Below are 25,219 nucleotides of genomic sequence, written 5' to 3'. Positions count from 1 at the left end.
CGCTATCCTGACGCGGCGCGACGACGTCAGCGTTCGGCTCGGGCACTCAGTCTGTCCCGGACATTTGCGGATTACGACGCGTCGATCGCCAGCAATCGAGCCGCCAGCCGGGCGTTCCTGGCGATCGTAGCGAGCGCGCCATTCAGTTCAGCTAAAGTCTTCTCGTCGAGCTCGTTGAACATGGTCGAATTCAAGGCGAGCCTTCTCTTGGATAGTTTCTCGATCTCCGTCTTCGCCTTCGCCGTCAGCGACATCAGAACGAAGCGGGCGTCGTCCGCTGCCGGCCGTCGCGATAGCAAGCCGCTCTTTTCCAGGGTCTTGGTCTGGTTGGTGACGAAAGCCGGATGGACCCGCAACTTGTTCGCGATCTCGATGCCGGCGACGCCGCGCCCCTCGTCCAGCTCGGTGATGGCCATCATGATCAGCCATTGCGGCTGGGTAATGCCCAGCAGTCCGGCCCAACTTGCGTGGATGTCCTCCAGCTGCGCGTGAATTTCGACGACGTTCCAGATGAAGTCCGTGATCGCCCTGTCGAGTTTTTTCTCGATCATGTGGCTTTGCCCCCCGCTTCGGCGTTGATCCCTTCTTATTGCTCTTGAATCAGTCTTTTAACGGCATATTCCGAGGGCGTCTCAGATTTCCGTCGTGATGAGGCCGAAACCGTCCGACCATTTGATGCTTGCAAAAAGCAATTAATTAAATTATGTCTCGTCGCACTCAATCTTTGCTGCTCTTGACCCTGTCGACGGACGGCGATGTGAGACCTCCAAGAAAGCCCTCGGGATGCCCCCTGAGGGCTTTTTACTTTTTATTCAGCATGTTAGTTCGCATTCCGACAGGTTCTGTTGCTCTCGGGCAACATCTCTCGCCGAACTTACAATTCACTAAATCAATAAATTGAGGCGATTGTTTTTATAAACTATACGTGAGGAACGACGGAGGGGGGCACCTCACTGTCGTTTCAGTCCGGACCTTCAGTGCGGATCTGAATTGAACGGAAATTATGAGGGTGAAGCGGTGTCCTCCGAGGAAGCCGAGCCCCCTGAATCGACCTGGAGGTTTACCTAATGAAGTTGACGAAGTCGCTCTTTCTCGGCTCGGCTGCCGGCCTGATGGCCGTCTCCGGGGCGTTCGCAGCCGATCTTCCCGTGAAGGCCAAGGCGGTCGAATACGTGAAGATCTGCTCGCTGTACGGCGCCGGTTTCTACTACATCCCGGGCACCGACACCTGCATCAAGCTGGGTGGTTATCTGCGCGCCGAAGTCGCGTTCAACACCAACAGCAACTACGGCATCTCGAACGGCTCTCCGGCCGGTGCGCACAACCGCCTCAGCAACTACTACCAGATGCGCGCTCGTGAAGATCTCAACATCGACACGCGCACCGCGACCGAATACGGCGTCGTCCGTACCTTCTTCGACGGCGTGTTCACCTGGACCACCGGCGGCTATCAGGGCTCCGGCTCCGCGACGGGCGGCACGGTCTATACCGGCAACCTCGGCCTCAACACCTCCGGCGCCACGCCGGCGCTCGTTGGTTCGTCGATCAACGGCACCGACGGCAACACCTCGGGCGGTTCGCTCGGCGTGTACTACGCCTTCATCCAGTTCGCTGGCTTCACCATGGGTAAGGCCGTGTCGCAGTTCGACGCGCCCTGGACCAACTATCCCGGCAACAACATCGACAGCCTCGTCGGCGGTTCCGGCACGGTCACCGGTGTTAACCAGTTCACCTACACCGCTGACTTCGGTCAGGGCGTGACGGCGGCGTTCTCGGCGGAGGACGCGACGGCCTACTATCAGGCCGGTAACCTCAACCTGCTCGGCGCCACTGCCGCTACCATGGTTGGCGGTTCGTATGGCTCCAACGCCATCGGCGGTTCGCGTTCGCCGAACCTCGTCGGTATGGTCCGCGTCGACCAGGCCTGGGGTCTGTTCCAGGCGTCGATTGCTGCGCATGACAACCACGTTGCCTATTACGGCGCCACCGAGACGACCGGCCACCCCGACGACAAGTGGGGTTGGGCTGTTCAGCTCGCTCTGTCGATCAAGAACATCCCGACTGGTGCGGGTGACACGATCAACATCCAGGGCGTCTACACCGACGGCGCGACCCGCTACAACTTCCAGAACCTGGCGGGCAGCTCGTACCAGATGTACGGCAGCTCGGGCATTGCCTACCAGAGCGTCGGCTTCGCCAATGCTCCGGACACCGTGTTCACGACCGGCGGTCAGGAAAGCGTCAAGACCTGGGGCTTCCGTGGTGCCTACACCCATAACTGGGATCCCTACTGGAACTCCGCGCTGTACGGTGCTTACGCTCAGGCGCAGTTTGGCACGCTTGCCAAGACCACGCTCTGCGGCGCGACTGGCACCGGCGGCGTGTTCGGTGGCCTGGCGGGCGTCACGGGTTGTAACCCTGACTTCGCGGTCGCCCAGATCGGCCTGATCACCCGCTGGACCCCCGTCAAGAACCTGACGTTCTCGGCCGACGTGAACTGGACCCATCTGGACCAGAAGTATGCCGGTACTGCAGTTCTCAGCCCGGCCGCTACCACGGCCAAGCCGACCGCTGTGTACGAGCTGAAGGATCAGGACAGCATCACACTGCTCCTCCGCGCTCAGCGCAACTGGTAAGCTCGGTTCAACGAACTGATCTTCAAGAGCCCTCGGCAGGAAACTGCCGGGGGTTTTCTCTTTGCTTGAGTGATGCTGGATGGCTTGAGTGATGGTGGACGTCATGGCTTCCAATGAGGCGTGGGCGAGGGCCCCCGAGCTGGTCGAACAAATAGTCAGAGCGGTACGATCCGTTGATTTTCTGATTTCGGAGGTTCAAACCGGATGGGCAAGCGCCATGGGGCTTACTGTTTCGCAATGGAACATGTTGGTTATTATCGCAGAAGCCCACGAACGCAGCGGTCTCCAAGTCAAATCCGTTGCTGAGACCCTGCGAGTAAACGCCTCGTTCATTGTCAGACAATCGAGACCGTTGGAAGACCTCGGCCTGATCCGAAGGAAAAGCTCGAACACCGATAAACGAGTGGTGTATCTTTCCGCTACGCCGAAGGCTCTCAAGGAGCTTGCTCGATTACAAGAGAGTAGGGACTCGGTGTGCGCCGCAATAAAGAAGGAGATGGGCGAGGCGACGACGTTGCACACGATAGAGCTGCTGCAGCAGCTTGAGCGCTCCTTGGCTCGTTGTCGTGCTAGGTTGCAGATCGCGGACTAAACAGCAGCTCTGACGATTTCCATGATCATCTTTCCCTATGGGTTCTATCTGCTAAATGGTAAGCGGCCCATCCACTTGGGCAACGACTTAGAAGCGCGCGAGGCCATGATGACATGGCTGGACGCGAACAATAGCGGTCATTTGCGCTCGGACATGATTGGTGGAGCCCAGCTGCTCACCAGGTTTCGAGGCTTCGATGATACCGGCTGGTCCGCTGCCATGCATCAGGCGCCGCTTCTGTTCGAAACTATGTTTTGCTCTGAGGGCGAGGTCACCCGGCATCGTCAATACGCTGAATACGACACTGCGCTCGCAGGTCACGCTGAACTGTTGGACATCAGCGGAAGATTGCACTGACTGGTTTGGTATAGGTGAGGGGGGCGCTCCCTAGCGGAGACGAAGGGTACTTCGTGAAAGCGCTGAAAAACAACGACAAATCAGCTGACTGCTTCGGCATTGCTACCACTCAACAAGCTGGCACGAGCCAAACAGTCATAACTTCTTGACCTCACCAAACACCTCGACCGTCCAAGGTCCACCCGCGCCCGCCTTCTTACGAAACCGCACGATGCCGGGGTCGTCAGACATTTTCTGGCTTGAGAAATCGAAAGTACTATCTTTGATCGTGCGCTCGACTTCAGTGCGTCGCCTGATACGAGCATTCGTGGGGATACAGCCAGCATAAACGCCGCTAGTTCGGGACTGCGGTGCCGCGGCGCAGATCGGCCTCGATCTGCAAGCGGGTGCCGCCGCCGAAGCGGGCGCGGTAGACCTGAAGGTTCTCCATGATCCGCTGCACGTAATTGCGCGTTTCGGAGAACGGAATCAGCTCGACCCAATCGATCGCATCCACCTTCGGGTCGCGCGGATCGCCGTAGCGGTCGATCCACTTCTTCACGCTGCCGCGGCCGGCATTGTAGGCGGCAAAGGTCATGATGTAGGAGCCGCGGTAATCCTCGAGCAGTCCGCCGAGCTCGGCTGAGCCCAGCGTAGCGTTGTAGACCGAATCGTTCTTCAGCCGGCCCAGATCGTAAGTCGCGCCGTGCCGCTTGCAGACATAGCGCGCGGCGTCCGGCGTCACCTGCATCAGCCCGTAGGCCTGCGCCGGGGAAACCACACGGGGGTTGAACGCGCTTTCCTGCCGCGCGATGGCGTAGACGATGCTGCGCTCGACCTCGGGACCGATCGGCGCGAATTGCGGAATGCCGTTGACGGGGTAGGCGTAGAAGTCGAACGGCAAGCCGCGATTGAGCGCGGCCTTGCCGACCAGCAGCATGCCGCGGGCATCGTTGTAGCGCTGGGCGAGCTCGCCGAGGCCGGCAAGCGCCTCGGGATCGCCGTTCTCGCCCATGTCGGCGAGAACAGGCACGGCCATCTCGTGCTCGTCGAGCTCGTAGAGCAGGTGCGCAGCGCGCACGATCTCCAGCCGTTCGGCGCCACGCCCGCGCGGCTGGCTATTGAGCTCGATCTGCGGCAGGCCGAGCTTGGCGCGGGCGAGCTGGCCATAATAGCTGGTCGATTGCTCGGCCGCGCGCGCATAGGCATTGCGCGCCTCCTGCTGGCGGCCCATCGCCTCCGCAGCGCGGCCCTGCCAATAGCCGGCACGCGCCAGCGTGGTCGGATTGACGCTGCCGACCCCGATGCGGGCAAAATGCTGCGCGGCCGTGGCGGGATCGTTGAGGAAGCGGAGCGCGATCCACCCGGCGGTGAATTCCTGCTCGGTCTTGTAGATGTCACGCGAGGGCAGCGCGGCGTCGCGCGCGATCAGATAGGCGCTGCGGAACTCCTCGGTGTCGATCATCTTGCGCGCCAGCAGACGCCGCTCGATCCACCATTCATCGAGATTGTGGAGCCGGCCCGGGTCCTTCGGCGCCGACAGCATGAGCTGGGCCGCCTCGGCAAATTTCTCCTCGCGGCGCAACAGCTGGATCTTGCTGAAGATGAAGCCGGGATCACTGTGCAGCTCGTGCGGCACCGCATCGAGCAGCGCGCGCGCGTTCGGCGCTTTCTTGACGGCGGCGATGCGGGCCCTGGCGAGTGCGACATAGCCGGCGCCGAGGCGCCTTGCGGCGCGCAGCGCGGCCTCGTTCTCGCTGCCGTAGAGCAGGGTGTCCATCCGCGCCTTCTGATCGCCCGGCGTCAGCAGGGCGCCGAACTGGTCGAGCGCGTTGTTCTCGGTCTCCTCGGACATCGGATCGCTGCGCCAGGCTTCGCGCACCAGCCGCTCGGCGTTGGCGCGGTCGCCGCGCGCCAGCATCGCCTTGGCGAGCGTGAAGCGGCCCTTGGCGGAGATCGGAGATTCGTTCTCGAACCACGACCACGCCACGGAATCGTCGCGCCTGTCGTCCCACATTGCAGCTTCGAGACGCCGGCGCAGGAAAGTCTGCGACGGCCAGCTCGGATTGGCGGAAAGGAAGGCGCGGTAGCGCTCCACGCTCGCGCCGTTGTCCTCGCTGCGCAGGATGATCCATTCCGCGAGTTTTCGCGCGACCGGATCCGAGATGCCGGCCGCGGCATTGGTGGCGTCACCCGCCTTGCGCTTCCGCACCAGCTCGATGACGCTCTCCAGGGTCTCCTTGTCGCCCTGCGAGGTCGACGACGTCGCTGCGACCGCGGCCGGCACGACCGGCTTGCGCGGCGCGGCATGCTGGCGGGTCGCCGGCGCCAGCACGGGAGCTGCGGCAGCGCGCGGGGGAGGGGCGGAAGGTTTGACGGTGGCCGTCACGGCCGGCGCGGGGGCCGCTTTCGGAGGCGAACCGCTGGCCGCCGGATGTGATTTCGGCGCTGGCGCCGCTGCGGCAGGCTTGGGCTTGTCCTTCGCGGCGTCTTTGCCGGCGCTCTTGTCGATGCTCTTGCCAGCGTTCCTGCCAGTGTCCTTGCCAATATCCTTGGCCGGCTTCTTCGCAGCGTCCTTGGCCGGGGCGGCAGCTGCGCCCTTGCTCGCGCCCTTGGCTGTCTCCTTGGCTGTATCCTTCGCGGTGTCCTTGCCAGGTCCTTTGCCGGTTCCCTTGGATGAGGCCTTCGCTGCATCCCTGGCCGCCGGCTTTGCGGTGTCCTTCGCCGTGTCCTTGGCGGTTTCCGCAGGCGTCTCATTGGACTTGGCCAGGGTGGCGCTGCCGACCGACAGCCCTGCCATCAGGCACAGGACCAGGCCGGAGGATCGCCAAACGGTGCGAGGGATTGAGGTCACGGGTTTCGTCGCCCCGAATCAGTCAAGTGGCTCAAGATCTAGCTGTATTTGATTGAATATGCGGACAAAATACCAACAGCCGCTTACTTCGGGCCCATTTGCACCATCACCACGGCAAAATCGCGGCCTAAACGGTGTGTCACCGGGCTGCGGGTCTTTTACCGGCGGGATAGACCCGATATGAATGGCGCTTGCTCAAGAGATAGCCGCGCACGGAGGAAGTCCATGGCAGCCAAGACGAAATTCCGGGGGTCGTTCACCGCCTTGGTCACGCCGTTCAAGAACGGCTCGCTGGACGAGGCCGCCTTCCGCTCGCTGGTCAACTGGCAGATTTCCGAGGGCACCAACGGCCTTGTCCCGGTCGGCACCACCGGCGAGAGCCCGACGCTGAGCCATGACGAGCACAAGAAGGTGGTCGAATGGTGCATCGCTGAAGCCAAGGGCCGCGTGCCTGTTATCGCGGGGGCCGGCTCCAACTCGACCAAGGAGGCGATCGAGCTCTCCCAGCACGCCGAGAAGGCGGGCGCTGATGCCGTGCTGGTGGTGACGCCCTATTACAACAAGCCGACCCAGGAAGGCATGTACCAGCACTTCAAGGCGATCAACGACGCGATCGGGATTCCGATCATCATCTACAACATCCCGCCGCGCTCGGTGATCGACATGTCGGTCGATACCATGAAGCGGCTGTGGGAGCTGAAGAACATCGCCGGCGTCAAGGACGCCACCGCCAGCATGGTGCGCGTGTCGCAGCAGCGCGCAGCGATGGGCGAGGAGTTCAATCAGCTCTCCGGTGAGGACGCCACCATTCTCGGCTACATGGCTCATGGCGGCCACGGCTGCATCTCCGTCACCTCGAACGTCGCGCCGCGTCTGTGCTCGGAGTTCCACATCGCCTGGCAGAAGGGCGACCACGCCACCGCCTTGAAGCTGCACGACAAGCTGATGCCGCTGCACAACAACCTCTTCATCGAGAGCAATCCGGCGCCGATCAAGTATGCGATGTCGCTGCTCGGCAAGCTGGACGAGACGCTGCGGCTGCCGATGGTGCCGGTTTCCGAGCCGACCCGCGTTGCGGTGCGCAGCGCCATGGTCCACGCTGGCCTGATCAACTGAGGCGCCAGCTTATCGGGAGTCCGTTCATGAGCGTCGACGACAAGGGTAGACTGATGCTCAGGGAGTTCCGTGAGTTCGCCATGAAGGGCAATGTCGTCGATCTCGCGGTCGGCGTCATCATCGGTGCGGCTTTCGGCGCCATCGTCACGTCGCTGGTCGGCGACGTCATCATGCCGATCATCGGCGCCGTCACCGGTGGTCTCGACTTCTCGAACCACTTCATCCCCTTGTCGAAGGCGGTTACCGCCACCAACTTAGCGGATGCGAAAAAGCAAGGCGCCGTCCTTGCTTACGGCAGCTTCCTGACGCTGACGATCAACTTCGTCATCGTCGCCTTCGTGCTGTTCCTGGTGATCCGCGCCATGAATGCGCTGAAGCGCAAGGAGGAGGCGGCACCTGTCGCGCCGCCGAAGCCATCGGCCGAGGTCGAGCTGCTGACCGAAATTCGCGACCTCCTCAAGAAGTGACGCGCGCGCTTCATCCGAACTGTTAGCTTTGCTGCGCATCTCGATCGGGTTTGCTTCTCATGGCCGATAAAAACGAACGTCCAATCAAGGTCATGGCAGAGAATCGCAAGGCCCGCTTCAACTATGCGATCGAGGACACGATCGAGGCGGGCATCGCGCTGACCGGCACCGAGGTCAAGTCGATCCGTAACGGCAAGAGCACGATCGCGGAATCCTACGCCGATTCCAAGGACGGCGAGATCTGGCTGATCAACGCCACCATTCCCGAATATCTCCAGGGCAATCGCTTCAATCACGAGCCCAAGCGGCCGCGGAAACTGCTGCTCCATCGCCGGCAGATCAACAAGCTGATGGGCGCCGTCGATCGCGAGGGGATGACGCTGATCCCGCTCAAGCTCTATTTCAACGAGCGCGGTCGAGCCAAATTGCAGCTGGCGGTTGCAAAGGGCAAGAAGCTGCACGACAAGCGCGAGACCGAGAAGAAGCGCGACTGGAGTCGCGAGAAGGGCCGCCTGATGCGGGCGAGGGGATAGCGCGATGTCTCAGAAGAACCTGCTCGAGGTCGACTGGAGCCAGATTCCGGCGCCCGCCGATGATGGCGGTGCGGCGCATCTGACGGGCATGAAGCTGCCCCCGATCGGCCTGCTCGCGACCAACGACACCTCGGTGACGCTGTCGGCGCTGCGCGGCCGGACCGTGGTGTTCGCCTATCCGCGCACGGGCGAGCCCGGCAAGATCTCGCTGGTGGACGATTGGGACATGATCCCGGGCGCGCGGGGTTGCACGCCGCAGACATGTGCGTATCGCGATCTGTTCGCCGAGCTGAAGGCCGCCGGCGCCGCCCACGTGTTCGGCCTCTCGACCCAGAGCAACGACTACCAGACCGAGATGGCCTCACGGCTGCATCTGCCGTTCCCGGTGCTGTCGGACGACAAGCTGGCGCTGACGCACGCGTTGAAGCTGCCGACCATGGCGGTCGCGGGCCTGACGCTGATCAAGCGCCTCGCGCTGATCATCGACGACGCCAGCATCACGCATGTGTTCTATCCGGTGTTTCCGCCCGACCGGAACGCCGGCGACGTCCTGGACTGGCTGAAGGCCAATCCGGCCAAGGCCTGAACCAGAGCGCTAATCGAGGTCCGCCTTCACCTTCGCGAACACCGACCGGAACATGTCCGGCGTCAGCACGCCGGTGTTCGTGTTGTAGCGCGAGCAGTGGTAGCTGTCGTAGAGCTTGAACGCGCCGGCCTGATGCACGACGCCATGGCCGAAGGGGGCCTGAGAGGCCTTCAGCTTCAGCGGCTTGAGCACGCTGTCGTGCGCAATTCGCCCGAGCGCGATGATCGCGCGCAGCTTCGGCATCGTCTCGAGATTCGCGACCAGAAACCGCCGGCAGGTGTTGATCTCGACCGGTAGCGGCTTGTTCTGCGGCGGCACGCAATGCACGGCATTGGCGATCCGGCAGTCGATCAGCTTCAGGCCATCATCGGGACGCGCCTGATAGGTGCCTTTGGCAAATCCGTATTCGAGCAGCGTGGCGTAGAGCAGATCGCCGGCATAATCGCCGGTGAACGGCCGTCCCGTGCGGTTGGCGCCCTGCATCCCCGGCGCGAGGCCGACGATCAAAAGGCGCGCCTTGATGTCGCCGAAGGGCGCGACCGGGGCATTGTGCCACAGGGGCTCGCGTGCGCGGTTAGCCTCGCGAAAGGCCACCAGGCGCGGACAGAGCGGACAATCGCGGTCGGGAACGACGGTGGGGAGCTGGCGGCTGGACCGAACCGCCTCACTCCTCGAAGTCGTCATCGCCCCTCGGCGCCATCGTGGTTGCGCGCTGGAGGAATTGCGGGGCGTGGTGGCGGGCCTCGCGCTCGCCGCGGTCGCGCGGGGCGGGGCGTTCGGACGGATCACGGCCAAGCTTGGACTGCAGCTCGACGAGGTCGGTGAAGACGTCGGCCTGGCGGCGCAACTCGTCGGCGATCATGGGCGGCTGGCTGGCGATGGTGGAGATCACCGTGACCCGCACGCCGCGGCGCTGCACGGCCTCGACCAGGGAGCGGAAGTCGCCGTCGCCGGAGAACAGCACCATCTGGTCGATGTGCTCGGCGAGCTCCATCGCGTCCACGGCGAGCTCGATGTCCATGTTGCCCTTGACCTTGCGGCGGCCGGAGGCGTCGATGAACTCCTTGGTCGCCTTGGTGACGACGGTGTAGCCATTGTAGTCCAGCCAGTCGATCAGCGGGCGGATCGAGGAGTATTCCTGATCCTCGATGATGGCGGTGTAGTAGAACGCCCGGAGCAGCGTCCCGCGGCCCTGAAACTCCTTCAGCAGGCGCTTGTAATCGATGTCGAAGCCCAGAGTTTTCGCCGTCGCGTAGAGATTGGCCCCATCGATGAAGAGCGCGATCTTGTTGGTAGGAGAAGGTGACATTCAGTTTGCTCGCGTAGTGTTCGTGATTGATCGTTTTATTGTTGGCGCGGCGGCAGCTGGCCGCGCATTTCTCTAGAGTGCCGCTGAGACCCGTCGAAACCGCAAATCCGGAGAAGTCGGGGCAATCAAGGTATAGTTATGGCCGACTTGCAAAGATCCGGCGCTGCCCTCGATGGCAGCCCGGGAAACCACCCATCCCAGCCCCAATGTGGGGGTAGCAGAGCCGTTTGGCGAGGCCAAATCACAAATTGGCCTTGCGAAACCGGCCCCGTCCCTATAACTAGCCCCAATCATCCACATATTTCGTCCCACCCACAACGGAGCGACAGTCCATGGCTCGCGTCACCGTAGAAGATTGTATCGACAAGGTCGACAACCGGTTTGACTTGGTCCTGCTGGCCGCCCACCGAGCCCGCATGATTTCGTCCGGTTCACAACTAACGGTTGACCGCGATAACGACAAGAACCCTGTTGTGTCGTTGCGCGAAATTGCCGACACGACGATTTCGCCGGAGGACCTCCGCGAGGAGCTGGTGCACTCGCTCCAGAAGTTCGTCGAGGTCGACGAGCCCGAGCCGGATACGGTGCCGCTGATCGGTTCCGCGGGCGCGAGCGTCGATGCGGACGATACCGAGGTCGCCGTCGAGCGCATGACCGAAGAGGAGCTCCTGAAGGGTCTCGAAGGCCTCGCGCCGCCCGAGGAGCAGCCCGAGGAAGACGAGTAAATCGTCCGTCGCGATCGTCGACTTCTTGTGATCTTATCAAAGGCCCGAACCGTTGTTCGGGCCTTTGCTTTTGCTGACGTTTTCGTGGTTACCATAGCGTTGTGGTTGGCGATGCGTCCTGTCACTGAATTGATCGGACACAAGCGCGATCGGAGCTAAGATGTATACAACGGGCAGGCCCAGGCTCGTTTGAAGGCAGGACGGATGGTATATCGGCGCCGCAGATCCACGCAGATGCAGGCCGCAACCGAATCGGTTGCCGTGGCCCCGACTGCGCCGGTCGCGCGCCCGGCCAAGCCGCGCGCGCGCATGATGCGTCAATATGACCTCGTCGAGCGCGTCAGGTCCTACAATCCCAACACCAACGAAGACCTGCTGAACCGCGCCTATGTCTACGCCATGAAGGCGCATGGCTCGCAGACCCGCGCCTCGGGCGATCCGTATTTCTCGCACCCGCTCGAAGTGGCGGCGATTCTCACCGACCTGAAGCTCGACGACGCCACCATCGTGGCCGCGCTGCTCCACGACACGATCGAGGACACCGAGGCGACGCGGGCCGAGATCGATCAGATTTTCGGGCCGGAGATCGGCGCGCTGGTCGAGGGCCTGACCAAGCTGAAGCGGCTGGAACTGGTGTCGCGGGAGGCCAAGCAGGCCGAGAACCTGCGCAAATTGTTGCTGGCCATTGCCGACGATGTCCGCGTGCTTCTGGTCAAGCTCGCCGACCGTCTGCACAACATGCGTACGCTGGACTTCGTGCCGACGGAATCGCGCAGGCGCATCGCGGAGGAGACGCTCGACATCTATGCGCCGCTCGCGGGGCGCATGGGCATGCAGGAAATGCGCGAGGAGCTGGAGGATTTGTCCTTCCGCACCCTCGATCCCGAAGCCTATTCGGTGGTGATGCAGCGCCTGGACGCGCTCGCCGAACGCAACCGCAATCTGATCGGCGAGATCGAGGACCAACTGTCCAATAATTTGCGTCACAGGGGCTTGGGGGCGCGGGTCTATGGCCGCCGCAAGAAGCCGTTCTCGATCTGGACCAAGATGGAGCGCAAGTCGGTCGGCTTCGAGCAATTGTCCGACATCTTCGGCTTCCGGCTCGTCGTCAACGACATCGAGGCCTGCTATCGCGCACTCGGCATCGTCCACACCACCTGGCCGGTCGTGCCGGGGCGCTTCAAGGACTACATCTCGACGCCGAAGCAGAACGACTACCGCTCGATCCACACCACGGTGATCGGCCCAGGCAACCAGCGCGTCGAGCTGCAGATCCGCACCGAGGCGATGGACCAGATCGCCGAGCGGGGTATCGCCGCGCACGTCTTCTACAAGGAAGACGTCGGTTCGCCGACCGAATTCCTCAAGCGCGAGTCGACTGCGTTCGCCTGGCTGCGCCACACCATTGGCATCCTCTCGGAGAGCGCCAATCCGGAGGAATTCCTCGAGCACACCAAGCTCGAACTGTTCCACGACCAGGTGTTCTGCTTCACCCCGAAGGGCAAGCTGATCGCGCTGCCGCGCCATGCCAACGTGATCGACTTCGCCTATGCCGTGCACACCGACGTCGGTAACAGCGCGGTCGGCTGCAAGATCAACGGCCAGTTCGCGCCGCTGTCCTCGGAGCTCCAGAACGGCGACGAGGTCGAGGTGCTGACCTCGGAAGCGCAATCGGCGCCGCCCTCGGCCTGGGAAACGCTTGCGGTCACCGGCAAGGCACGCGCCGCGATCCGCCGCGCCACGCGAACCGCGGTGCGCGATCAATATGCCGGTCTCGGCCGGCGCATCGTGGAGCGCCTGTTCGAGCGCGCCAAGATCGAATATGCCGACGACAAGCTCAAGGGCGCGCTGCCGCGACTCGCACGGACCTCGATCGACGACGTGATGGCAGCCGTGGGGCGCGGCGAGATCAAGGCCTCCCACGTCGCACGTGCGATGTACCCCGACTACAAAGAGGAGCGCATCGCGCGCTACGGCGTCAAGAAAGGGCTTGCTGCCAAGCTCAAGGAAAAGTCGTCGGAGCAGCCGCGCAGCCCGGTCGCGATTCCGATCCGCGGCATCAATTCCGACCTGCCGATCAAGTTCGCGCCGAACGGCGGCGCCGTGCCGGGCGATCGCATCGTCGGCATCGTCACGCCGGGCGAGGGCATTACGATCTACCCGATCCAGGCGCCGGCCCTGAAGGATTTCGAGGAGGAGCCCGAGCGCTGGCTCGACGTCCGCTGGGACATCGAGGACTCCGCACCGCAGCGCTTCCCGGCCCGCATCAAGGTCGAGAACGTCAACGAGCCCGGCGCGCTGGCACAGATCGCGACCGTGATCGCCGAGCATGACGGCAACATCGACAACATCAGCATGCAGCGCCGCTCACCGGACTTCACGGAAACGACGATCGATCTCGAAGTCTACGATCTGAAGCATTTGAGCGCGATTCTGGCCCAGCTGCGCGCGAAGGCGGTCGTCGCCAAAGTCGAACGTGTTAATGGATAGGTGCATCTCGCATGCGCCGGTCCCTCTGATTCTGCGAGTCCTGAAATGCCCGCTTCGAAGCTCCGCCTCGGCGTCAATATCGATCACGTCGCAACCGTGCGTAACGCGCGCGGCGGCCGCCATCCGGATCCGGTGCGGGCGGCGCTGCTGGCGATCGAGGCGGGCGCCGACGGCATCACCGCCCATTTGCGCGAGGATCGCCGCCACATCCGCGACGAGGACATGGCGAGGCTGAAGGCCGAGATCTCCAAGCCGCTCAATTTCGAGATGGCGGCGACCGACGACATGATGCGGATCTCGCTCGCCACCAAGCCGCACGCGGTGTGCCTGGTGCCGGAGCGCCGGCAGGAGGTGACCACCGAAGGCGGGCTGGACGTGGTCGGCCAGCATGACGCGCTCGCGCCCTATATCGCGCGGCTGACCGACGCCGGCATTCGGGTCTCCCTGTTCATCGCCGCCGATCCCGCCCAGATCGAGATGGCGGCGCGGCTGCACGCGCCCGTGATCGAGATCCACACCGGCGCCTGGTGCGACGCCGTGGTCGACGGCCACACCGCCAAGGCCGAGACCGAATGGCAGCGGATCGTTGCGGGCGTGAAGCTGGCTACGGCCGCCGGGCTGGAGGTCCATGCCGGGCACGGGCTTGACTATACGACGGCGGAGACGATCGCGGCTCTGCCTGACATCATGGAGCTCAACATCGGCTACTACATGATCGGCGAAGCGCTGTTCGTCGGTCTTGCCGAGACGGTGCGCAGCATGCGCGCGGCGATGGACCGCGGCCGGAGCCGGGCGTGATCATCGGCATTGGCTCCGACCTCATCGACATCACCCGCGTCGCCAAGGTGATCGAGCGCCATGGCGAGCGCTTCCTCGACCGCATCTTCACCGTGGCGGAGCGGGCCAAGGCGGAGCGCCGCGCCAAGAACGAGAAGATGGTGGTGGCGACCTACGCCAAGCGCTTCGCCGCCAAGGAGGCCTGCTCCAAGGCGCTCGGCACCGGGATTCGGCGCGGCGTGTGGTGGCGCGATATGGGGGTGGTCAATCTTCCGGGCGGCCGGCCGACCATGCAGCTGACCGGCGGCGCCCTGGCCCGGCTTCAGGCCCTGACGCCGGAAGGATTCGAGGCCCGGATCGACGTGTCGATCACCGATGACTGGCCGCTGGCGCAGGCCTTCGTCATCATTTCCGCCGTCCCGCTGGCCAAGTCCTGATCCTCACCGTGATCGCTTTATAATTCTTATTTAAAATCAATGTCTTACTCAGTTTCGATGCGATCCTTGATTGCGTGGCCTCCGACAACCGTCTAAAAGTCCGCGGACGCAAATCAGCCTGGGCGAATTCGGCTTTACGCCGGAATTGGCCCTCACTATCAGAATCAGGACAATCTCCTTGCGCCGCGAACCGGTGGGCTCTTCGCGGGAGGAGGGCGCTCTGTGACCGCCGGCCGGAATTGAGAGAGCAATGAGCGTGACTTCGGGAACGAAAACTGAGAGCGGCGTCGGCGAAACGATCCGGGTTGTGATCCACGCTCTCCTGATCGCGCTGGTGATCCGCACATTCCTGTTCCAGCCCTTCAATATCCCGTCCGGCTCGATGAAGGCGACGCTGCTGGTCGGCGACTATCTGTTTGTCTCGAAATATTCTTACGGCTACAGCCACTATTCGATCCCGTTCTCGCCGCCGCTGTTCTCCGGGCGGATCTGGGGCTCGGACCCGGCCCGCGGCGACATCGTCGTGTTTCGCCTGCCGAAGGACGATTCCACCGACTACATCAAGCGCGTGATCGGCCTTCCCGGCGACCGCATCCAGATGCGGGATGGGCTGCTCTACATCAACGACACGCCGGTCGAGCGGCAGCGGATGAGCGAATATGTCGGCGAGGAGCCCTGCGGCTCGGAAGGCGGCGGCATCTCCCGGGTGAAGCGCTGGAAGGAGACACTGCCGAACGGCGTCTCCTATGAGACGCTCGACTGCGCCGACAACGGCTACGTCGACAACACCAACGTCTACACCGTCCCATCAGGCCATTTCTTCATGATGGGCGACAACCGCGACAACTCCACCGATAGCCGCTTTCTCGGCCAGGTCGGCTACGTGCCGAAGGAGAATCTGATCGGCCGCGCCCAGATGATCTTCTTCTCCATCGCCGAAGGCGAGCATGCCTGGATGTTCTGGCGCTGGCCGTGGGCGGTGCGCTGGAATCGCTTCTTCAAAATCGTCCGATGAAAGACGAAGCCAAGGACATCGCGATCCAACCGAACGAGGCGCAAGCCGCTCCTGAGAGCGAAGCTGCACCGAAGACGCCTGCCAAGAAGAAGCGGGCGCGGAGCAGCAAGGCCAAGGGCACCGATGCCAACGCGGCGCTCGAGGCGCGCATCGGCCACAGCTTCGCCGACCCAAATATGCTGATGCAGGCGATCACGCATGTCTCGGCGCTGAAGTCCGGGCGCAAGCGGGGCGACAGCTATCAGCGGCTGGAATTCCTCGGCGACCACGTGCTCGGGCTCGTCGTCTCCGATATGCTCTATCACGCCTTCCCCAACGCCGATGAGGGCGAGCTCTCCAAGCGTCTTGCCGAGCTCGTGCGCAAGGAAAGCTGCGCCGACGTCGCCAAGTCGCTCGGCCTGCTCGACGACATCAAGCTCGGCTCGGTCGGCTCCAGCGCCGATGCCCGCCTGCGCAAGTCCATCCTCGGCGACATCTGCGAGGCCGTGATCGGCGCCGTCTTCCTCGACGGCGGCTACGCAGCGGCGTCCGAATTCGTCAAACGTAACTGGACCGAGCGCATGCACAAGCCGCGCCGTCCCTTGCGCGATCCCAAGACCGTGCTGCAGGAATGGGCGCAAGGAAAGGGGCTGCCGACGCCGGTTTACCGCGAGGTCGAGCGCACCGGCCCGCATCACGATCCGCAGTTCCGCGTCGCCGTCGACCTGCCGGGGCTGGCGCCGGCCGAGGGCATCGGCGGCAGCAAGCGCGCGGCAGAGAAGGTAGCAGCATCGGTGATGATCGAACGCGAAGGCGTCGGCGGCGGCAATGACGGCTGAAGCAAGTGGCGAGATGCCTACCGCGACGCGTTGCGGCTTCGTTGCGCTGATCGGCGCGCCGAATGTCGGCAAGTCCACGCTGGTCAATGCGCTGGTCGGGGCCAAGGTCACGATCGTCTCGCGCAAGGTGCAGACCACGCGTGCGCTGATCCGCGGCATCGTGATCGAGAATAACGCGCAGATCATCCTGGTCGACACGCCCGGCATCTTCCTGCCGAAGCGGCGGCTCGACCGTGCCATGGTCTCGACCGCCTGGAGCGGGGCGCATGACGCCGATCTCGTCTGCGTGCTGCTCGACGCCAAGACCGGGATCGACGAGGAAGCCGAGGCAATCCTCACCAAGGCTGCCAGCGTCAATCACGACAAGATCCTCGTCATCAACAAGGTCGACCTGGTCCAGCGCGAGAAGCTGCTCGCCCTGGCGCAGGCTGCCAACGAGCGCATGAAGTTCGCGCGGACCTTCATGATCTCGGCGATCTCCGGCGACGGCGTCGACGACATCCGCAGGACGCTTGCGGAAATGGTGCCGCCGGGCCCGTACCTCTACCCTGAGGATCAGATGTCGGACGCGCCGATGCGGCAGCTGGCGGCCGAGATCACGCGCGAGAAGATCTATCAGAAGCTGCACCAGGAGCTGCCCTACCAGTCCACTGTCGAGACCGACAAGTGGGAGGAGCGCAAGGACAAGTCGGTGCGGATCGAGCAGACGATCTTCGTCGAGCGCGAAAGCCAGCGCAAGATCGTGCTCGGCAAGGGCGGCGCCACCATCAAGTCGATCGGCGCGGACTCGCGGAAAGAATTGATGCAGATCCTGGACGTGCCGGTGCATCTGTTCCTGTTCGTCAAGGTGCGCGAAAACTGGGGCGACGATCCCGATCGCTATCGCGAGATGGGTCTGGACTTCCCCAGGGAATAACCAAGAAACGATCGGTATCCGATGAGCGTGCCCAGTAACGTCCGGCGCTTCGAAGCGCTGCTCTATGCATCGTTGATGCTGGACGCCTTGTCCGTTGCCGTACAGGACCGCACGCCGAGCGCCGAGACGACCGAACAGATGATCATGGCGGGGACCTTGCTCGCCGGCGGCATGATCCTGCTCCTCGTTTATTTCGTTAGGCTGGCCGCACATCATCGCAAGAATTGGCCGCGTTGGGTGCTGGCGGCGGCGCTCGTGCTGTCGGTGATCTCGCTCGGCCAGATCATCGGCGAGAAGGGCCTGGAGCTCGACAGCGCCATCGAGATCGTCTCCTGCGTGCTGACGACAATGGGCCTGTACTTCTCCTTCACCGGCGACGCGCAGGGTTGGTTCAACGCGTAGCGTCTTGCACGGTGCCGTAGGGTGGGCAAAGGCGCGCACCTTGCGCGCCGTGTGCCCACCACGTCGATCAAATCCGTGGGCACGCTTCGCTTTGCCCACCCTACGACAGCGCGAAATGGGCTACACTTCACCCCATGGAATGGACCGACGAAGGCATCGTCTTGGGCGTGCGGCGGCATGGCGAATCCAGCGCCATTGTCGAGCTCCTGACGCGCGCGCACGGCCGGCATCTCGGCCTTGTCCGCGGTGGAGCCGGCTCGCGGATGCGGCCGCTGCTGCAGCCTGGCAACAGCGTCAGCGCGGTGTGGCGGGCAAGGCTCGACGAGCATCTCGGCACCTATGCGATCGAGGGGCTGAAGCTGCGCGCGGCCACCTTGCTGGGATCGTCCCACGGCGTTTACGGGGTCACTCATCTCGCCTCGATTGCGCGGCTGCTGCCGGAGCGTGATCCGCACGAGGATATCTTTGCGCGGCTCGAGCATTCGCTCGACGATTTCGACGACATCGGCAGCGCCGCCGTGCACCTCATCCATTTCGAGCTGGCGATGCTGGCCGAGCTCGGCTTCGGGCTGGCGCTGGAGAATTGCGCCGTCACCGGCGAGACCACCGACCTGATCTACGTCTCGCCGAAGTCCGGCGGGGCGGTGTCGCGCAATGCTGGCGAGCCGTGGCGCGACCGGCTGCTGCGGCTGCCGCCGTTTCTGCGACACGGCGAAGCCGCCAGCGAACTTTCCGAACAGGACCTTCAGGATGGCTTTCGGCTCACCGGCCTGTTCCTGCTGCGTCACGTGCTGGAGCCGCGCGGGCAGGGCCATTCCGACGCACGCGCGGGCTTCATCAACGCTCTGATCCGGCAACAGGCGAGGGCCGCGATTCCCGCGCCATGAGCGAAACGGGACTCTGCCTTGTCCTCCAACATGGAGTTCCCGGGAACGAAATCGGGGCGGTTGAATTGGCCTCGCTGGGTTCCACAACGGGGGACAGCCTAAATGTTGATCAGGGGATTCGCCTTGTCCGCGGCGCTGCTCGCGTTCGCGCCCGATGCCATGGCCGGCGAGCCGCAGCCGGGCGTGTTTCGGCGCGCCTCCTGCACCGTCGTCCGGTACTACGTAGCCAAATATTCCGCTGCCGCTGCAGAGACATGGGCGCGGTCGAAGGGTGCGACGGAGGCCGAAATCGAGGCTGCCCGGCGTTGCCTGACCAATGTGCCGGCGCCGGCCCAGGCCACCACTCCGACCGTGACCGCCGGCTGGGCAGGGCAGTAGCCGCCCACAGGGAACCAATCCATCCTTGCCCGATTCCCTTCCACGGTTTAACCGGGCGGCATGGGAAAACGAATCGTTCCGCCGGAAGAACCGGCTGAAATTCACGAGGTCCGGCTGCAGGAAGCGCTGGAAGAGCGCTATCTCGCCTATGCGCTCTCCACCATCATGCACCGCGCGCTGCCCGACGCGCGCGACGGCCTGAAGCCGGTCCACCGCCGCATCCTCTACGGCATGCGCCTGCTCAGGCTCGACCCCGGCACCGCTTTCAAAAAGTCCGCCAAGATCGTCGGCGACGTGATGGGCTCGTTCCATCCGCACGGCGACCAGGCGATCTACGACGCCATGGTGCGCCTGGCGCAGGATTTCTCCTCGCGCTACCCGCTGGTCGACGGCCAGGGCAATTTTGGCAATATCGACGGCGATAACCCCGCCGCCTACCGCTACACCGAAGCGCGCATGACCGACGTCGCGCGGCTTCTGCTCGACGGCATCGATGAGGATGGCGTCGAATTTCGCGCCAATTACGACGGCCAGTCGAAGGAGCCGGTCGTGCTGCCCGGCGGCTTCCCGAACCTGCTCGCCAACGGCGCACAGGGCATCGCCGTCGGCATGGCGACCTCGATCCCGCCGCACAACGCCGCCGAGCTTTGCGACGCGGCGCTGCACCTGATCGAGAAGCCCGACGCGAAATCCAAGGCCCTGCTGAAATGGGTGAAGGGGCCGGACTTCCCGACCGGCGGCATCTGCGTGGATTCCAAGCAGGCCATCGCTGAAGCCTACACCACCGGCCGCGGCTCGTTCCGCGTCCGTGCGCGGTGGACGCAGGAGGAGGGCGCGCGCGGCACCTGGGTCGTCGTCGTCACCGAGATCCCGTTCCTGGTGCAGAAGTCGCGGCTGATCGAGAAGGTCGCCGAGCTGCTGGACCAGAAGAAGCTGCCGCTGGTCGGCGACATCAGGGACGAGTCGGCCGAAGACGTCCGCATCGTGATCGAGCCGAAATCGAAGAACGTCGATCCCGCGCTGATGATGGAATCGCTGTTCAGGCTCACCGAGCTCGAGAACAAGATTCCGCTGAACCTCAACGTCCTGATCAAGGGCCGTGTCCCCAAGGTGGTGGGGCTCGCGGAGTGCCTGCGCGAATGGCTCGACCATCTGCGCGACGTCCTGATCCGCCGCAGCAATTACCGCAAGGCGCAGATCGAGCACCGGCTGGAAGTGCTCGGCGGCCATCTGGTCGCCTATCTGAACCTCGACAAGGTGATCAAGATCATCCGCACCGAGGACGAGCCGAAGCCGGCCTTGATCAAGGCATTCAAGCTCACCGAGGTCCAGGCCGAAGCCATCCTCAACATGCGTTTGCGCAATCTGCGCAGGCTCGAGGAAATGGAGATCCGGAATGAAGACAGGGATCTGCGCAAGGAGCTGAAGGGCATCGAGGGCGTGCTCGCCTCCGAAGCCGAGCAGTGGAAGAAGGTCGGCGAGCAGGTCGGCAAGGTCCGCGACATGTTCGGGCCGAAGACGCCGCTCGGCAAGCGCCGCACCACCTTCGCCGACGCGCCCGAGCACGATCTCGCCGCGATGGAGGAAGCCCTCGTCGAGCGCGAGCCGGTGACGGTCGTTGTGTCCGACAAGGGCTGGATCCGCACCATGAAGGGCCATGTCGAGGACCTCTCGGGGCTCGCCTTCAAGCAGGACGACAAGCTCGGCTTCGCCTTCTTCGCCGAGACGACCTCGAAGCTCCTGCTGTTCGCCACCAACGGCAAGTTCTACACGCTGGATGTCGCCAAGCTCCCGGGCGGGCGCGGACATGGCGAGCCGATCCGCCTGTTCATCGACCTCGAGCAGGAGGCGGCGCCCGTCGCGCTGTTCGTCAACAAGGGCGGACGCAAATTCCTGGTCGCGAGCCATGAGGGCCAGGGTTTCGTCGTCAACGAGGACGATTGCGTCGGCACCACCAAGAAGGGCAAGCAGGTCCTCAATGTCGACATGCCGAACGAGGCGCGCGCGATCACCGAGGTGATGGGCGATACCGTCGCCGTCATCGGCGAGAACCGCAAAATGCTGGTCTTCCCGCTCGACCAGGTGCCGGAGATGGCCCGTGGCCGCGGCGTGCGCTTGCAGAAGTACAAGGACGGCGGCCTCTCGGACGTCGCCGTGTTCGAGGCCAAGGCCGGCCTGATCTGGAAGGACTCCGCGGGCCGCGAATTCTCCGCGACCATGAAGGAGCTCAGCGAATGGCAAGGCACCCGCGCCGACGCCGGCCGCCTGCCGCCGAAGGGTTTCCCGAAGTCGAACAAGTTCGGCAGGGTGATCGGGTAGGGCAGCTGGACGCGCTGTTACCATAACGGTGGTGTCATGCCCCGGCTTGACCGGGGCATCCAGTACGCCGCGGCCTCTCTTTTCAATCACGACCGTCTCGGAGTACTGGATCGCCCGGTCAAGCCGGGCGATGACACCGAGAGTGAGGCTGGACGGGTCGTAGCTCCGATACACATCTCAAACAGCAGACACAGCATCGCCTTCTCGCGGCGCGGCTCGCCCGAGTTTTGCTTCTCGTTCGCCCTCGAAAATGACGAGGGCGCAGGGAAGGCCGGGCGCCGGCGGCACCCGAGATCCGTGCGCTGTGAAAGATGCACACGGGGTGGACCACAGGTGATGCCGGTCGCCCGGCCTTCCCTGCGCGAATGGTTTTAACGGTGTCCTTCGTGCTCTCCTCGGGGAGCGTTGCACAATTGCCCCCGTCGCCTTGCGGCGGGTTGATGCGCGCACCGGTTGGCCGCCGCATCACCGCAAAGGCTTGACGCCAGAACCCCGGGCGTCGGGACCACACGACTTCTCCGTCCGCGCGCGTCCTCGCTGGGAATCCGGGGGGTGGCGTGTGCTCGCCCCCGAAGCCATGCGAAGACGCTGTCAGCGCCGTGTCGTTCACGCGAAAGCCATTGCTCACGGTGTCCCGCCCTGCAATGCCTGTCGCGCCGGCGCCGTCGCGTCCATCGCTGCCCAGCCCGCGGTTCGTGACGATCGCGATCCGCCTCTTGTGACGGGCCAGGGTGTTTCGTGTGTACGATAAATCCGAATTTCGGTAAAGTGGAATATTTTGTCGGACTGGGCTTGACAGGCGGTGTGGTCAAACTGACCGGGCTATTTTGCCCGACGGGCAACGGCCTCTCTGAATTAGCTGATCCGGGCCCAGAATTGCCCTTTATCTCAAGCGCCTGAATGTCGGCTTACGGGCGGTGACCGAGCCAGGATCCGACAGCGGTGGGATGGCCGCTTGTGAGCCCAAAGCGGACGATGCCCCCATGGCGTGAAAGCCAGCTTTTCGCCTAGAATTGAATATCGGTGGAACGGTAGAGTGCGACCATGCGGCAACGCGGTGACAAGGTTCGACCTGGGAAGGGGCGACGTCAGCAGAGAAGCAAGGCTGGCAAGTTGCCGGCGTCGGTCCTATCTAACGACGCTCTAAATCATCGACTTCGCCAAAGGACCAGAGAACTCAACGAGGCACTTCAGCAACAGGCTGCCACCAGCGAAGTGCTGAGCATCATTCGCAAGTCGCCGGTGGATGCCCAACCTGTATTCGAGGCGATCGTTGAGAGCGCTGCGCGTCTCTGCGGTGCCATATTCAGCGTTGTATATTTACACGACAACGATCGTCTTCGCTTCGCCGCTACGAAGAATTTTTCCGCCACGGCCTTAAATCAAATTAAGGAGCGTCAGGACCTCAGGCAGATCAATCGTTCCTTCGTCGGCGGGCGCGCCATCCTCGACCGTGCGATCGTCCAGATCCCCGACGTGCTTGCGGATCCCGAGTATTCGCGGGAGTTCGCGCTGGCCGGAGGATGGCGGGCGGTGCTCGCGGTTCCTCTGCTTCACGAGGGAAAATCTGTCGGGGCCATAACGGTCGGCAAAGCGGAGCCGACGGCATTTTCAGAGCAGCAAATTCGACTCTTGCAAACATTCGCCGACCAGGCCGTGATCGCGATCGAGAATGCGCGGCTTTTCGACGAGGTGCAGGCCAGAACCCGCGACCTGGAGACGTCCTTGCAACAGCAGACCGCGACCGCCGATGTGCTGAAGGTGATCAGCCGCTCGACGTTTGACTTGCAACCCGTGCTTAACACGTTGCTCTCGTCGGCATGTCGCTTATGCGAAGCCGATATCGGAACTGTCCGATATCAAGATGGCTCAACCTACCGTCTTGCCGCGGACTATGGCTGTACTCCTGAGTGGCGCGACCATTTAGCGCGCCAATCGCCCAAACCGGACCGAGGCACGATTTTTGGGCGAACGATTGTCGAAGGGCGTACTGTCCATATCCCTGACGTCCTTGTTGATCCTGAATTTACCCGGTTGGCAGCGCAAAGGCTGATGGGCTTCCGGGCGGCGCTCGGTGTTCCTCTCATACGAGAAGGTCGGGTTTTTGGAGTATTAAGTCTGCTTGGGCGAAGCTCCTTCACCGCGAAACAAATCGAGTTGGTCGAGACTTTTGCAGACCAGGCGGTGATCGCCATCGAGAACGCGCGGCTGTTCAATGAAACGAGGGAAGCGCTGGAGCGGCAAACCGCGACGTCGGAAGTGCTACAAGTCATATCCAGTTCGCCTGGCGGACTTGGGCCGGTGTTCGAGGCCATGCTGGAAAATGCAGTGCGCATCTGCCGTGCCAGTTTTGGGACGCTGCTCCTATACGAGGGCGACAGGTTGCGGCGGGTGGCGCGAATGGCCGCGCAAAACGTGCCGCAATTGTACGCGCCCGACCAGGAAACGCCGCCACACTTCATCGCGCCGTTTGATGGGGCGCCTTCGCTGGGGCGCCTCGTCGAGACCAAGGCGCTGGTTCACATTGCCGATATCGCCACAGAGCATCCCGACGATCTGATCTACAAGGTCGCCGGAGCCCGCACCATTCTGATTGTGCCGATGCTCAAGGAGAGCGAGCTTGTCGGTGGCTTTGCTGTCTACCGCAAGGAAGTGCAAGAGTTCAGCGACAAGCAGGTCGAGTTGCTGGAAAATTTTGCGGCACAAGCGGTGATCGCCATCGAAAACACACGATTGCTCAAGGAGCTGCGGCAGCGAACCGACGATCTCTCGCAATCCCTCGACGACCTCCGCACCGCACAGGACCGCCTGGTGCAGACCGAAAAGCTTGCCTCGCTCGGCCAGCTCACCGCGGGCATCGCGCACGAGATCAAGAACCCGCTCAACTTCGTCAATAATTTTGCCGCCCTTTCGGTCGAGCTGACGGAAGAACTGAAGGGTGCACTCGAGCCTGCCGCGCTGGACCAGACGCTTCGTGCCGACGTTGACGAGATCACCGGCCTGTTGAAGGACAATCTCGGCAAGGTCGTGCAGCACGGCAAACGCGCTGACTCCATCGTCAGGAATATGCTGCTTCACTCGCGCGAGGGCTCTGGCGAACGTCGGTCGGCCGAGATCAACAGGCTGGTCGAGGAGAGTCTTAGCCTCGCCTTTCATGGTGCACGCGCCGAGAAGCCCGGCTTTACAATAACTCTCAGGCACGACCTCGATCTCAACGCAGGCGCGCTCGACCTGTATCCGCAGGAAATCACCCGGGCGCTATTAAACCTCATCTCGAATGGGTTTTATGCGGCGACGCGACGAAAGATCGAACTAAACGACGACAGCTTTGAGCCTCTCCTCAGTGCCGCCACGAGGGACCTCGGCGATGCTGTCGAAATCCGGATTCGCGATAACGGCACCGGCATCCCGCCTGAAGTGAAGGAAAAGATGTTCAATCCCTTCTTTACCACCAAACCGAGCGGGGAAGGGACGGGCCTCGGCCTCTCGATGACGCATGATATCATCGTCAAGCAGCATGGCGGCAGGATCGACGTGGAGACCGAACCCGGGGTATTTACTGAGGTCATCATTACCCTGCCGCGCGGCAACGTCCCTGTCATTGGCGAGAAGCCGGAATGATCGCT

23 protein-coding genes are annotated in these 25,219 nt (G+C 63.1%); 19 read left to right on the top strand and 4 right to left on the bottom strand.

Annotation, left to right across the window (positions count from 1 at the left end; genetic code table 11):
- Positions 1-71: 71 nt before the first annotated feature.
- Positions 72-551 carry a MarR family winged helix-turn-helix transcriptional regulator gene (locus tag UNPA324_RS02935; protein ID WP_128921444.1) on the bottom strand — a complete coding sequence of 160 codons (480 nt, stop codon included), beginning with the start codon at positions 549-551 and terminating at the stop codon, positions 72-74.
- Between the two features lie 516 nt (positions 552-1,067).
- Here UNPA324_RS02935 and UNPA324_RS02930 point away from each other — a divergent pair.
- The 3 genes from UNPA324_RS02930 to UNPA324_RS02920 all read left to right on the top strand — a co-directional run bounded on the left by UNPA324_RS02930 (position 1,068) and on the right by UNPA324_RS02920 (position 3,585).
- On the top strand, positions 1,068-2,636 hold the full coding sequence (locus UNPA324_RS02930; RefSeq protein ID WP_141933390.1) for a porin: 1,569 nt from the start codon (positions 1,068-1,070) through the stop codon (positions 2,634-2,636).
- Between the two features lie 91 nt (positions 2,637-2,727).
- Positions 2,728-3,228 (top strand): MarR family winged helix-turn-helix transcriptional regulator, encoded by a 501-nt coding sequence (locus UNPA324_RS02925; RefSeq protein WP_128920601.1) that lies wholly within the window; start codon positions 2,728-2,730, stop codon positions 3,226-3,228.
- 21 nt (positions 3,229-3,249) lie between these two features.
- Positions 3,250-3,585, top strand: coding sequence for a hypothetical protein (locus tag UNPA324_RS02920; RefSeq protein ID WP_128920602.1), 336 nt, complete (start codon positions 3,250-3,252; stop codon positions 3,583-3,585).
- A gap of 334 nt (positions 3,586-3,919) precedes the next feature.
- Here the strand turns inward: UNPA324_RS02920 and UNPA324_RS02915 are convergent, their stop codons facing one another.
- Entirely contained in the window at positions 3,920-6,364 is a 2,445-nt protein-coding gene (locus tag UNPA324_RS02915) for a lytic transglycosylase domain-containing protein (protein WP_181769637.1), read from the bottom strand.
- Positions 6,365-6,643: 279 nt separating this feature from the next.
- Between UNPA324_RS02915 and dapA the strand changes: the two genes are divergently transcribed.
- The 4 genes from dapA to UNPA324_RS02895 are packed head-to-tail and all read left to right on the top strand — an operon-like array spanning position 6,644 to position 9,120.
- Positions 6,644-7,534, top strand: a complete 891-nt coding sequence (gene dapA, locus UNPA324_RS02910) for a 4-hydroxy-tetrahydrodipicolinate synthase (protein WP_128920604.1) — start codon at positions 6,644-6,646, stop codon at positions 7,532-7,534.
- 53 nt (positions 7,535-7,587) lie between these two features.
- On the top strand, positions 7,588-8,001 hold the full coding sequence (mscL, locus tag UNPA324_RS02905; RefSeq protein WP_128920730.1) for a large conductance mechanosensitive channel protein MscL: 414 nt from the start codon (positions 7,588-7,590) through the stop codon (positions 7,999-8,001).
- Positions 8,002-8,060: 59 nt separating this feature from the next.
- Positions 8,061-8,534, top strand: a complete 474-nt coding sequence (smpB, locus tag UNPA324_RS02900) for an SsrA-binding protein SmpB (RefSeq protein WP_027530006.1) — start codon at positions 8,061-8,063, stop codon at positions 8,532-8,534.
- 4 nt (positions 8,535-8,538) lie between these two features.
- Entirely contained in the window at positions 8,539-9,120 is a 582-nt protein-coding gene (locus UNPA324_RS02895) for a peroxiredoxin (RefSeq protein ID WP_128920605.1), read from the top strand.
- Positions 9,121-9,129: 9 nt separating this feature from the next.
- On the opposite strand, the gene UNPA324_RS02890 is transcribed toward UNPA324_RS02895, so the two are convergent.
- Both UNPA324_RS02890 and UNPA324_RS02885 read right to left on the bottom strand, forming a co-directional pair.
- Positions 9,130-9,804, bottom strand: a complete 675-nt coding sequence (locus UNPA324_RS02890; RefSeq protein ID WP_141933386.1) for a uracil-DNA glycosylase — start codon at positions 9,802-9,804, stop codon at positions 9,130-9,132.
- A complete protein-coding gene (locus tag UNPA324_RS02885) occupies positions 9,785-10,429 on the bottom strand; it encodes a LabA-like NYN domain-containing protein (RefSeq protein ID WP_028135957.1) in 645 nt (214 codons plus the stop codon). Before UNPA324_RS02885 ends, UNPA324_RS02890 begins: the two co-directional genes overlap by 20 nt.
- A 332-nt stretch (positions 10,430-10,761) precedes the next feature.
- Between UNPA324_RS02885 and rpoZ the strand changes: the two genes are divergently transcribed.
- The 12 genes from rpoZ (at position 10,762) to UNPA324_RS02820 (ending at position 25,214) form a co-directional block, all read left to right on the top strand.
- Positions 10,762-11,154 (top strand): DNA-directed RNA polymerase subunit omega, encoded by a 393-nt coding sequence (rpoZ, locus tag UNPA324_RS02880; protein ID WP_008133017.1) that lies wholly within the window; start codon positions 10,762-10,764, stop codon positions 11,152-11,154.
- A 204-nt stretch (positions 11,155-11,358) separates the two neighbouring features.
- The gene (locus tag UNPA324_RS02875) at positions 11,359-13,644 is read left to right on the top strand and encodes a RelA/SpoT family protein (RefSeq protein ID WP_128920607.1); all 2,286 of its coding nucleotides are present in this window, start codon (positions 11,359-11,361) and stop codon (positions 13,642-13,644) included.
- A 45-nt stretch (positions 13,645-13,689) separates the two neighbouring features.
- On the top strand, positions 13,690-14,442 hold the full coding sequence (locus UNPA324_RS02870) for a pyridoxine 5'-phosphate synthase (RefSeq protein WP_141933384.1): 753 nt from the start codon (positions 13,690-13,692) through the stop codon (positions 14,440-14,442).
- The gene (acpS, locus tag UNPA324_RS02865) at positions 14,439-14,858 is read left to right on the top strand and encodes a holo-ACP synthase (protein WP_128920609.1); all 420 of its coding nucleotides are present in this window, start codon (positions 14,439-14,441) and stop codon (positions 14,856-14,858) included. The genes UNPA324_RS02870 and acpS overlap by 4 nt, the downstream gene beginning before the upstream one ends.
- A 250-nt stretch (positions 14,859-15,108) precedes the next feature.
- Complete coding sequence (lepB, locus tag UNPA324_RS02860) at positions 15,109-15,873, top strand: signal peptidase I (RefSeq protein WP_128920610.1); 765 nt, start codon at positions 15,109-15,111, stop codon at positions 15,871-15,873.
- Positions 15,870-16,691, top strand: coding sequence for a ribonuclease III (rnc, locus tag UNPA324_RS02855; protein ID WP_128920611.1), 822 nt, complete (start codon positions 15,870-15,872; stop codon positions 16,689-16,691). Before lepB ends, rnc begins: the two co-directional genes overlap by 4 nt.
- The gene (era, locus tag UNPA324_RS02850; RefSeq protein ID WP_128920612.1) at positions 16,681-17,607 is read left to right on the top strand and encodes a GTPase Era; all 927 of its coding nucleotides are present in this window, start codon (positions 16,681-16,683) and stop codon (positions 17,605-17,607) included. The genes rnc and era overlap by 11 nt, the downstream gene beginning before the upstream one ends.
- Positions 17,608-17,628: 21 nt before the next feature.
- A complete protein-coding gene (locus UNPA324_RS02845) occupies positions 17,629-18,009 on the top strand; it encodes a hypothetical protein (RefSeq protein ID WP_128920613.1) in 381 nt (126 codons plus the stop codon).
- A 134-nt stretch (positions 18,010-18,143) separates the two neighbouring features.
- The gene (gene recO / locus UNPA324_RS02840) at positions 18,144-18,896 is read left to right on the top strand and encodes a DNA repair protein RecO (RefSeq protein ID WP_128920614.1); all 753 of its coding nucleotides are present in this window, start codon (positions 18,144-18,146) and stop codon (positions 18,894-18,896) included.
- A gap of 102 nt (positions 18,897-18,998) precedes the next feature.
- Complete coding sequence (locus UNPA324_RS02835; protein WP_128920615.1) at positions 18,999-19,274, top strand: hypothetical protein; 276 nt, start codon at positions 18,999-19,001, stop codon at positions 19,272-19,274.
- Between the two features lie 60 nt (positions 19,275-19,334).
- A complete protein-coding gene (gene parC / locus UNPA324_RS02830; RefSeq protein WP_141933382.1) occupies positions 19,335-21,593 on the top strand; it encodes a DNA topoisomerase IV subunit A in 2,259 nt (752 codons plus the stop codon).
- Positions 21,594-22,637: 1,044 nt separating this feature from the next.
- Positions 22,638-25,214 carry a GAF domain-containing protein gene (locus tag UNPA324_RS02820; protein ID WP_141933380.1) on the top strand — a complete coding sequence of 859 codons (2,577 nt, stop codon included), beginning with the start codon at positions 22,638-22,640 and terminating at the stop codon, positions 25,212-25,214.
- Positions 25,215-25,219: the final 5 nt, after the last annotated feature.

Origin of the sequence: Bradyrhizobium sp. UNPA324 (genome assembly GCF_006658635.1) — a bacterium.
GTDB lineage: Bacteria > Pseudomonadota > Alphaproteobacteria > Rhizobiales > Xanthobacteraceae > Bradyrhizobium > Bradyrhizobium nanningense.
This window is presented reverse-complemented; position numbering and strand designations above follow the sequence as displayed.

Bases quoted from the DNA above. Each gene is read 5' to 3' on its own strand.
- UNPA324_RS02885 (WP_028135957.1), bottom strand. From the start codon at position 10,429: ATGTCACCTTCTCCTACCAACAAGATCGCGCTCTTCATCGATGGGGCC.
- smpB (WP_027530006.1), top strand. From the start codon at position 8,061: ATGGCCGATAAAAACGAACGTCCAATCAAGGTCATGGCAGAGAATCGC.
- UNPA324_RS02875 (WP_128920607.1), top strand. From the start codon at position 11,359: ATGGTATATCGGCGCCGCAGATCCACGCAGATGCAGGCCGCAACCGAA.
- mscL (WP_128920730.1), top strand. From the start codon at position 7,588: ATGCTCAGGGAGTTCCGTGAGTTCGCCATGAAGGGCAATGTCGTCGAT.
- parC (WP_141933382.1), top strand. From the start codon at position 19,335: ATGGGAAAACGAATCGTTCCGCCGGAAGAACCGGCTGAAATTCACGAG.
- lepB (WP_128920610.1), top strand. From the start codon at position 15,109: ATGAGCGTGACTTCGGGAACGAAAACTGAGAGCGGCGTCGGCGAAACG.
- dapA (WP_128920604.1), top strand. From the start codon at position 6,644: ATGGCAGCCAAGACGAAATTCCGGGGGTCGTTCACCGCCTTGGTCACG.
- UNPA324_RS02895 (WP_128920605.1), top strand. From the start codon at position 8,539: ATGTCTCAGAAGAACCTGCTCGAGGTCGACTGGAGCCAGATTCCGGCG.
- UNPA324_RS02835 (WP_128920615.1), top strand. From the start codon at position 18,999: ATGTTGATCAGGGGATTCGCCTTGTCCGCGGCGCTGCTCGCGTTCGCG.
- UNPA324_RS02925 (WP_128920601.1), top strand. From the start codon at position 2,728: ATGGTGGACGTCATGGCTTCCAATGAGGCGTGGGCGAGGGCCCCCGAG.
- era (WP_128920612.1), top strand. From the start codon at position 16,681: ATGACGGCTGAAGCAAGTGGCGAGATGCCTACCGCGACGCGTTGCGGC.
- UNPA324_RS02870 (WP_141933384.1), top strand. From the start codon at position 13,690: ATGCCCGCTTCGAAGCTCCGCCTCGGCGTCAATATCGATCACGTCGCA.
- rnc (WP_128920611.1), top strand. From the start codon at position 15,870: ATGAAAGACGAAGCCAAGGACATCGCGATCCAACCGAACGAGGCGCAA.
- rpoZ (WP_008133017.1), top strand. From the start codon at position 10,762: ATGGCTCGCGTCACCGTAGAAGATTGTATCGACAAGGTCGACAACCGG.
- UNPA324_RS02920 (WP_128920602.1), top strand. From the start codon at position 3,250: ATGATCATCTTTCCCTATGGGTTCTATCTGCTAAATGGTAAGCGGCCC.
- UNPA324_RS02890 (WP_141933386.1), bottom strand. From the start codon at position 9,804: ATGACGACTTCGAGGAGTGAGGCGGTTCGGTCCAGCCGCCAGCTCCCC.
- UNPA324_RS02820 (WP_141933380.1), top strand. From the start codon at position 22,638: ATGCGGCAACGCGGTGACAAGGTTCGACCTGGGAAGGGGCGACGTCAG.
- UNPA324_RS02935 (WP_128921444.1), bottom strand. From the start codon at position 551: ATGATCGAGAAAAAACTCGACAGGGCGATCACGGACTTCATCTGGAAC.
- UNPA324_RS02915 (WP_181769637.1), bottom strand. From the start codon at position 6,364: ATGGCAGGGCTGTCGGTCGGCAGCGCCACCCTGGCCAAGTCCAATGAG.
- UNPA324_RS02845 (WP_128920613.1), top strand. From the start codon at position 17,629: ATGAGCGTGCCCAGTAACGTCCGGCGCTTCGAAGCGCTGCTCTATGCA.
- recO (WP_128920614.1), top strand. From the start codon at position 18,144: ATGGAATGGACCGACGAAGGCATCGTCTTGGGCGTGCGGCGGCATGGC.
- UNPA324_RS02930 (WP_141933390.1), top strand. From the start codon at position 1,068: ATGAAGTTGACGAAGTCGCTCTTTCTCGGCTCGGCTGCCGGCCTGATG.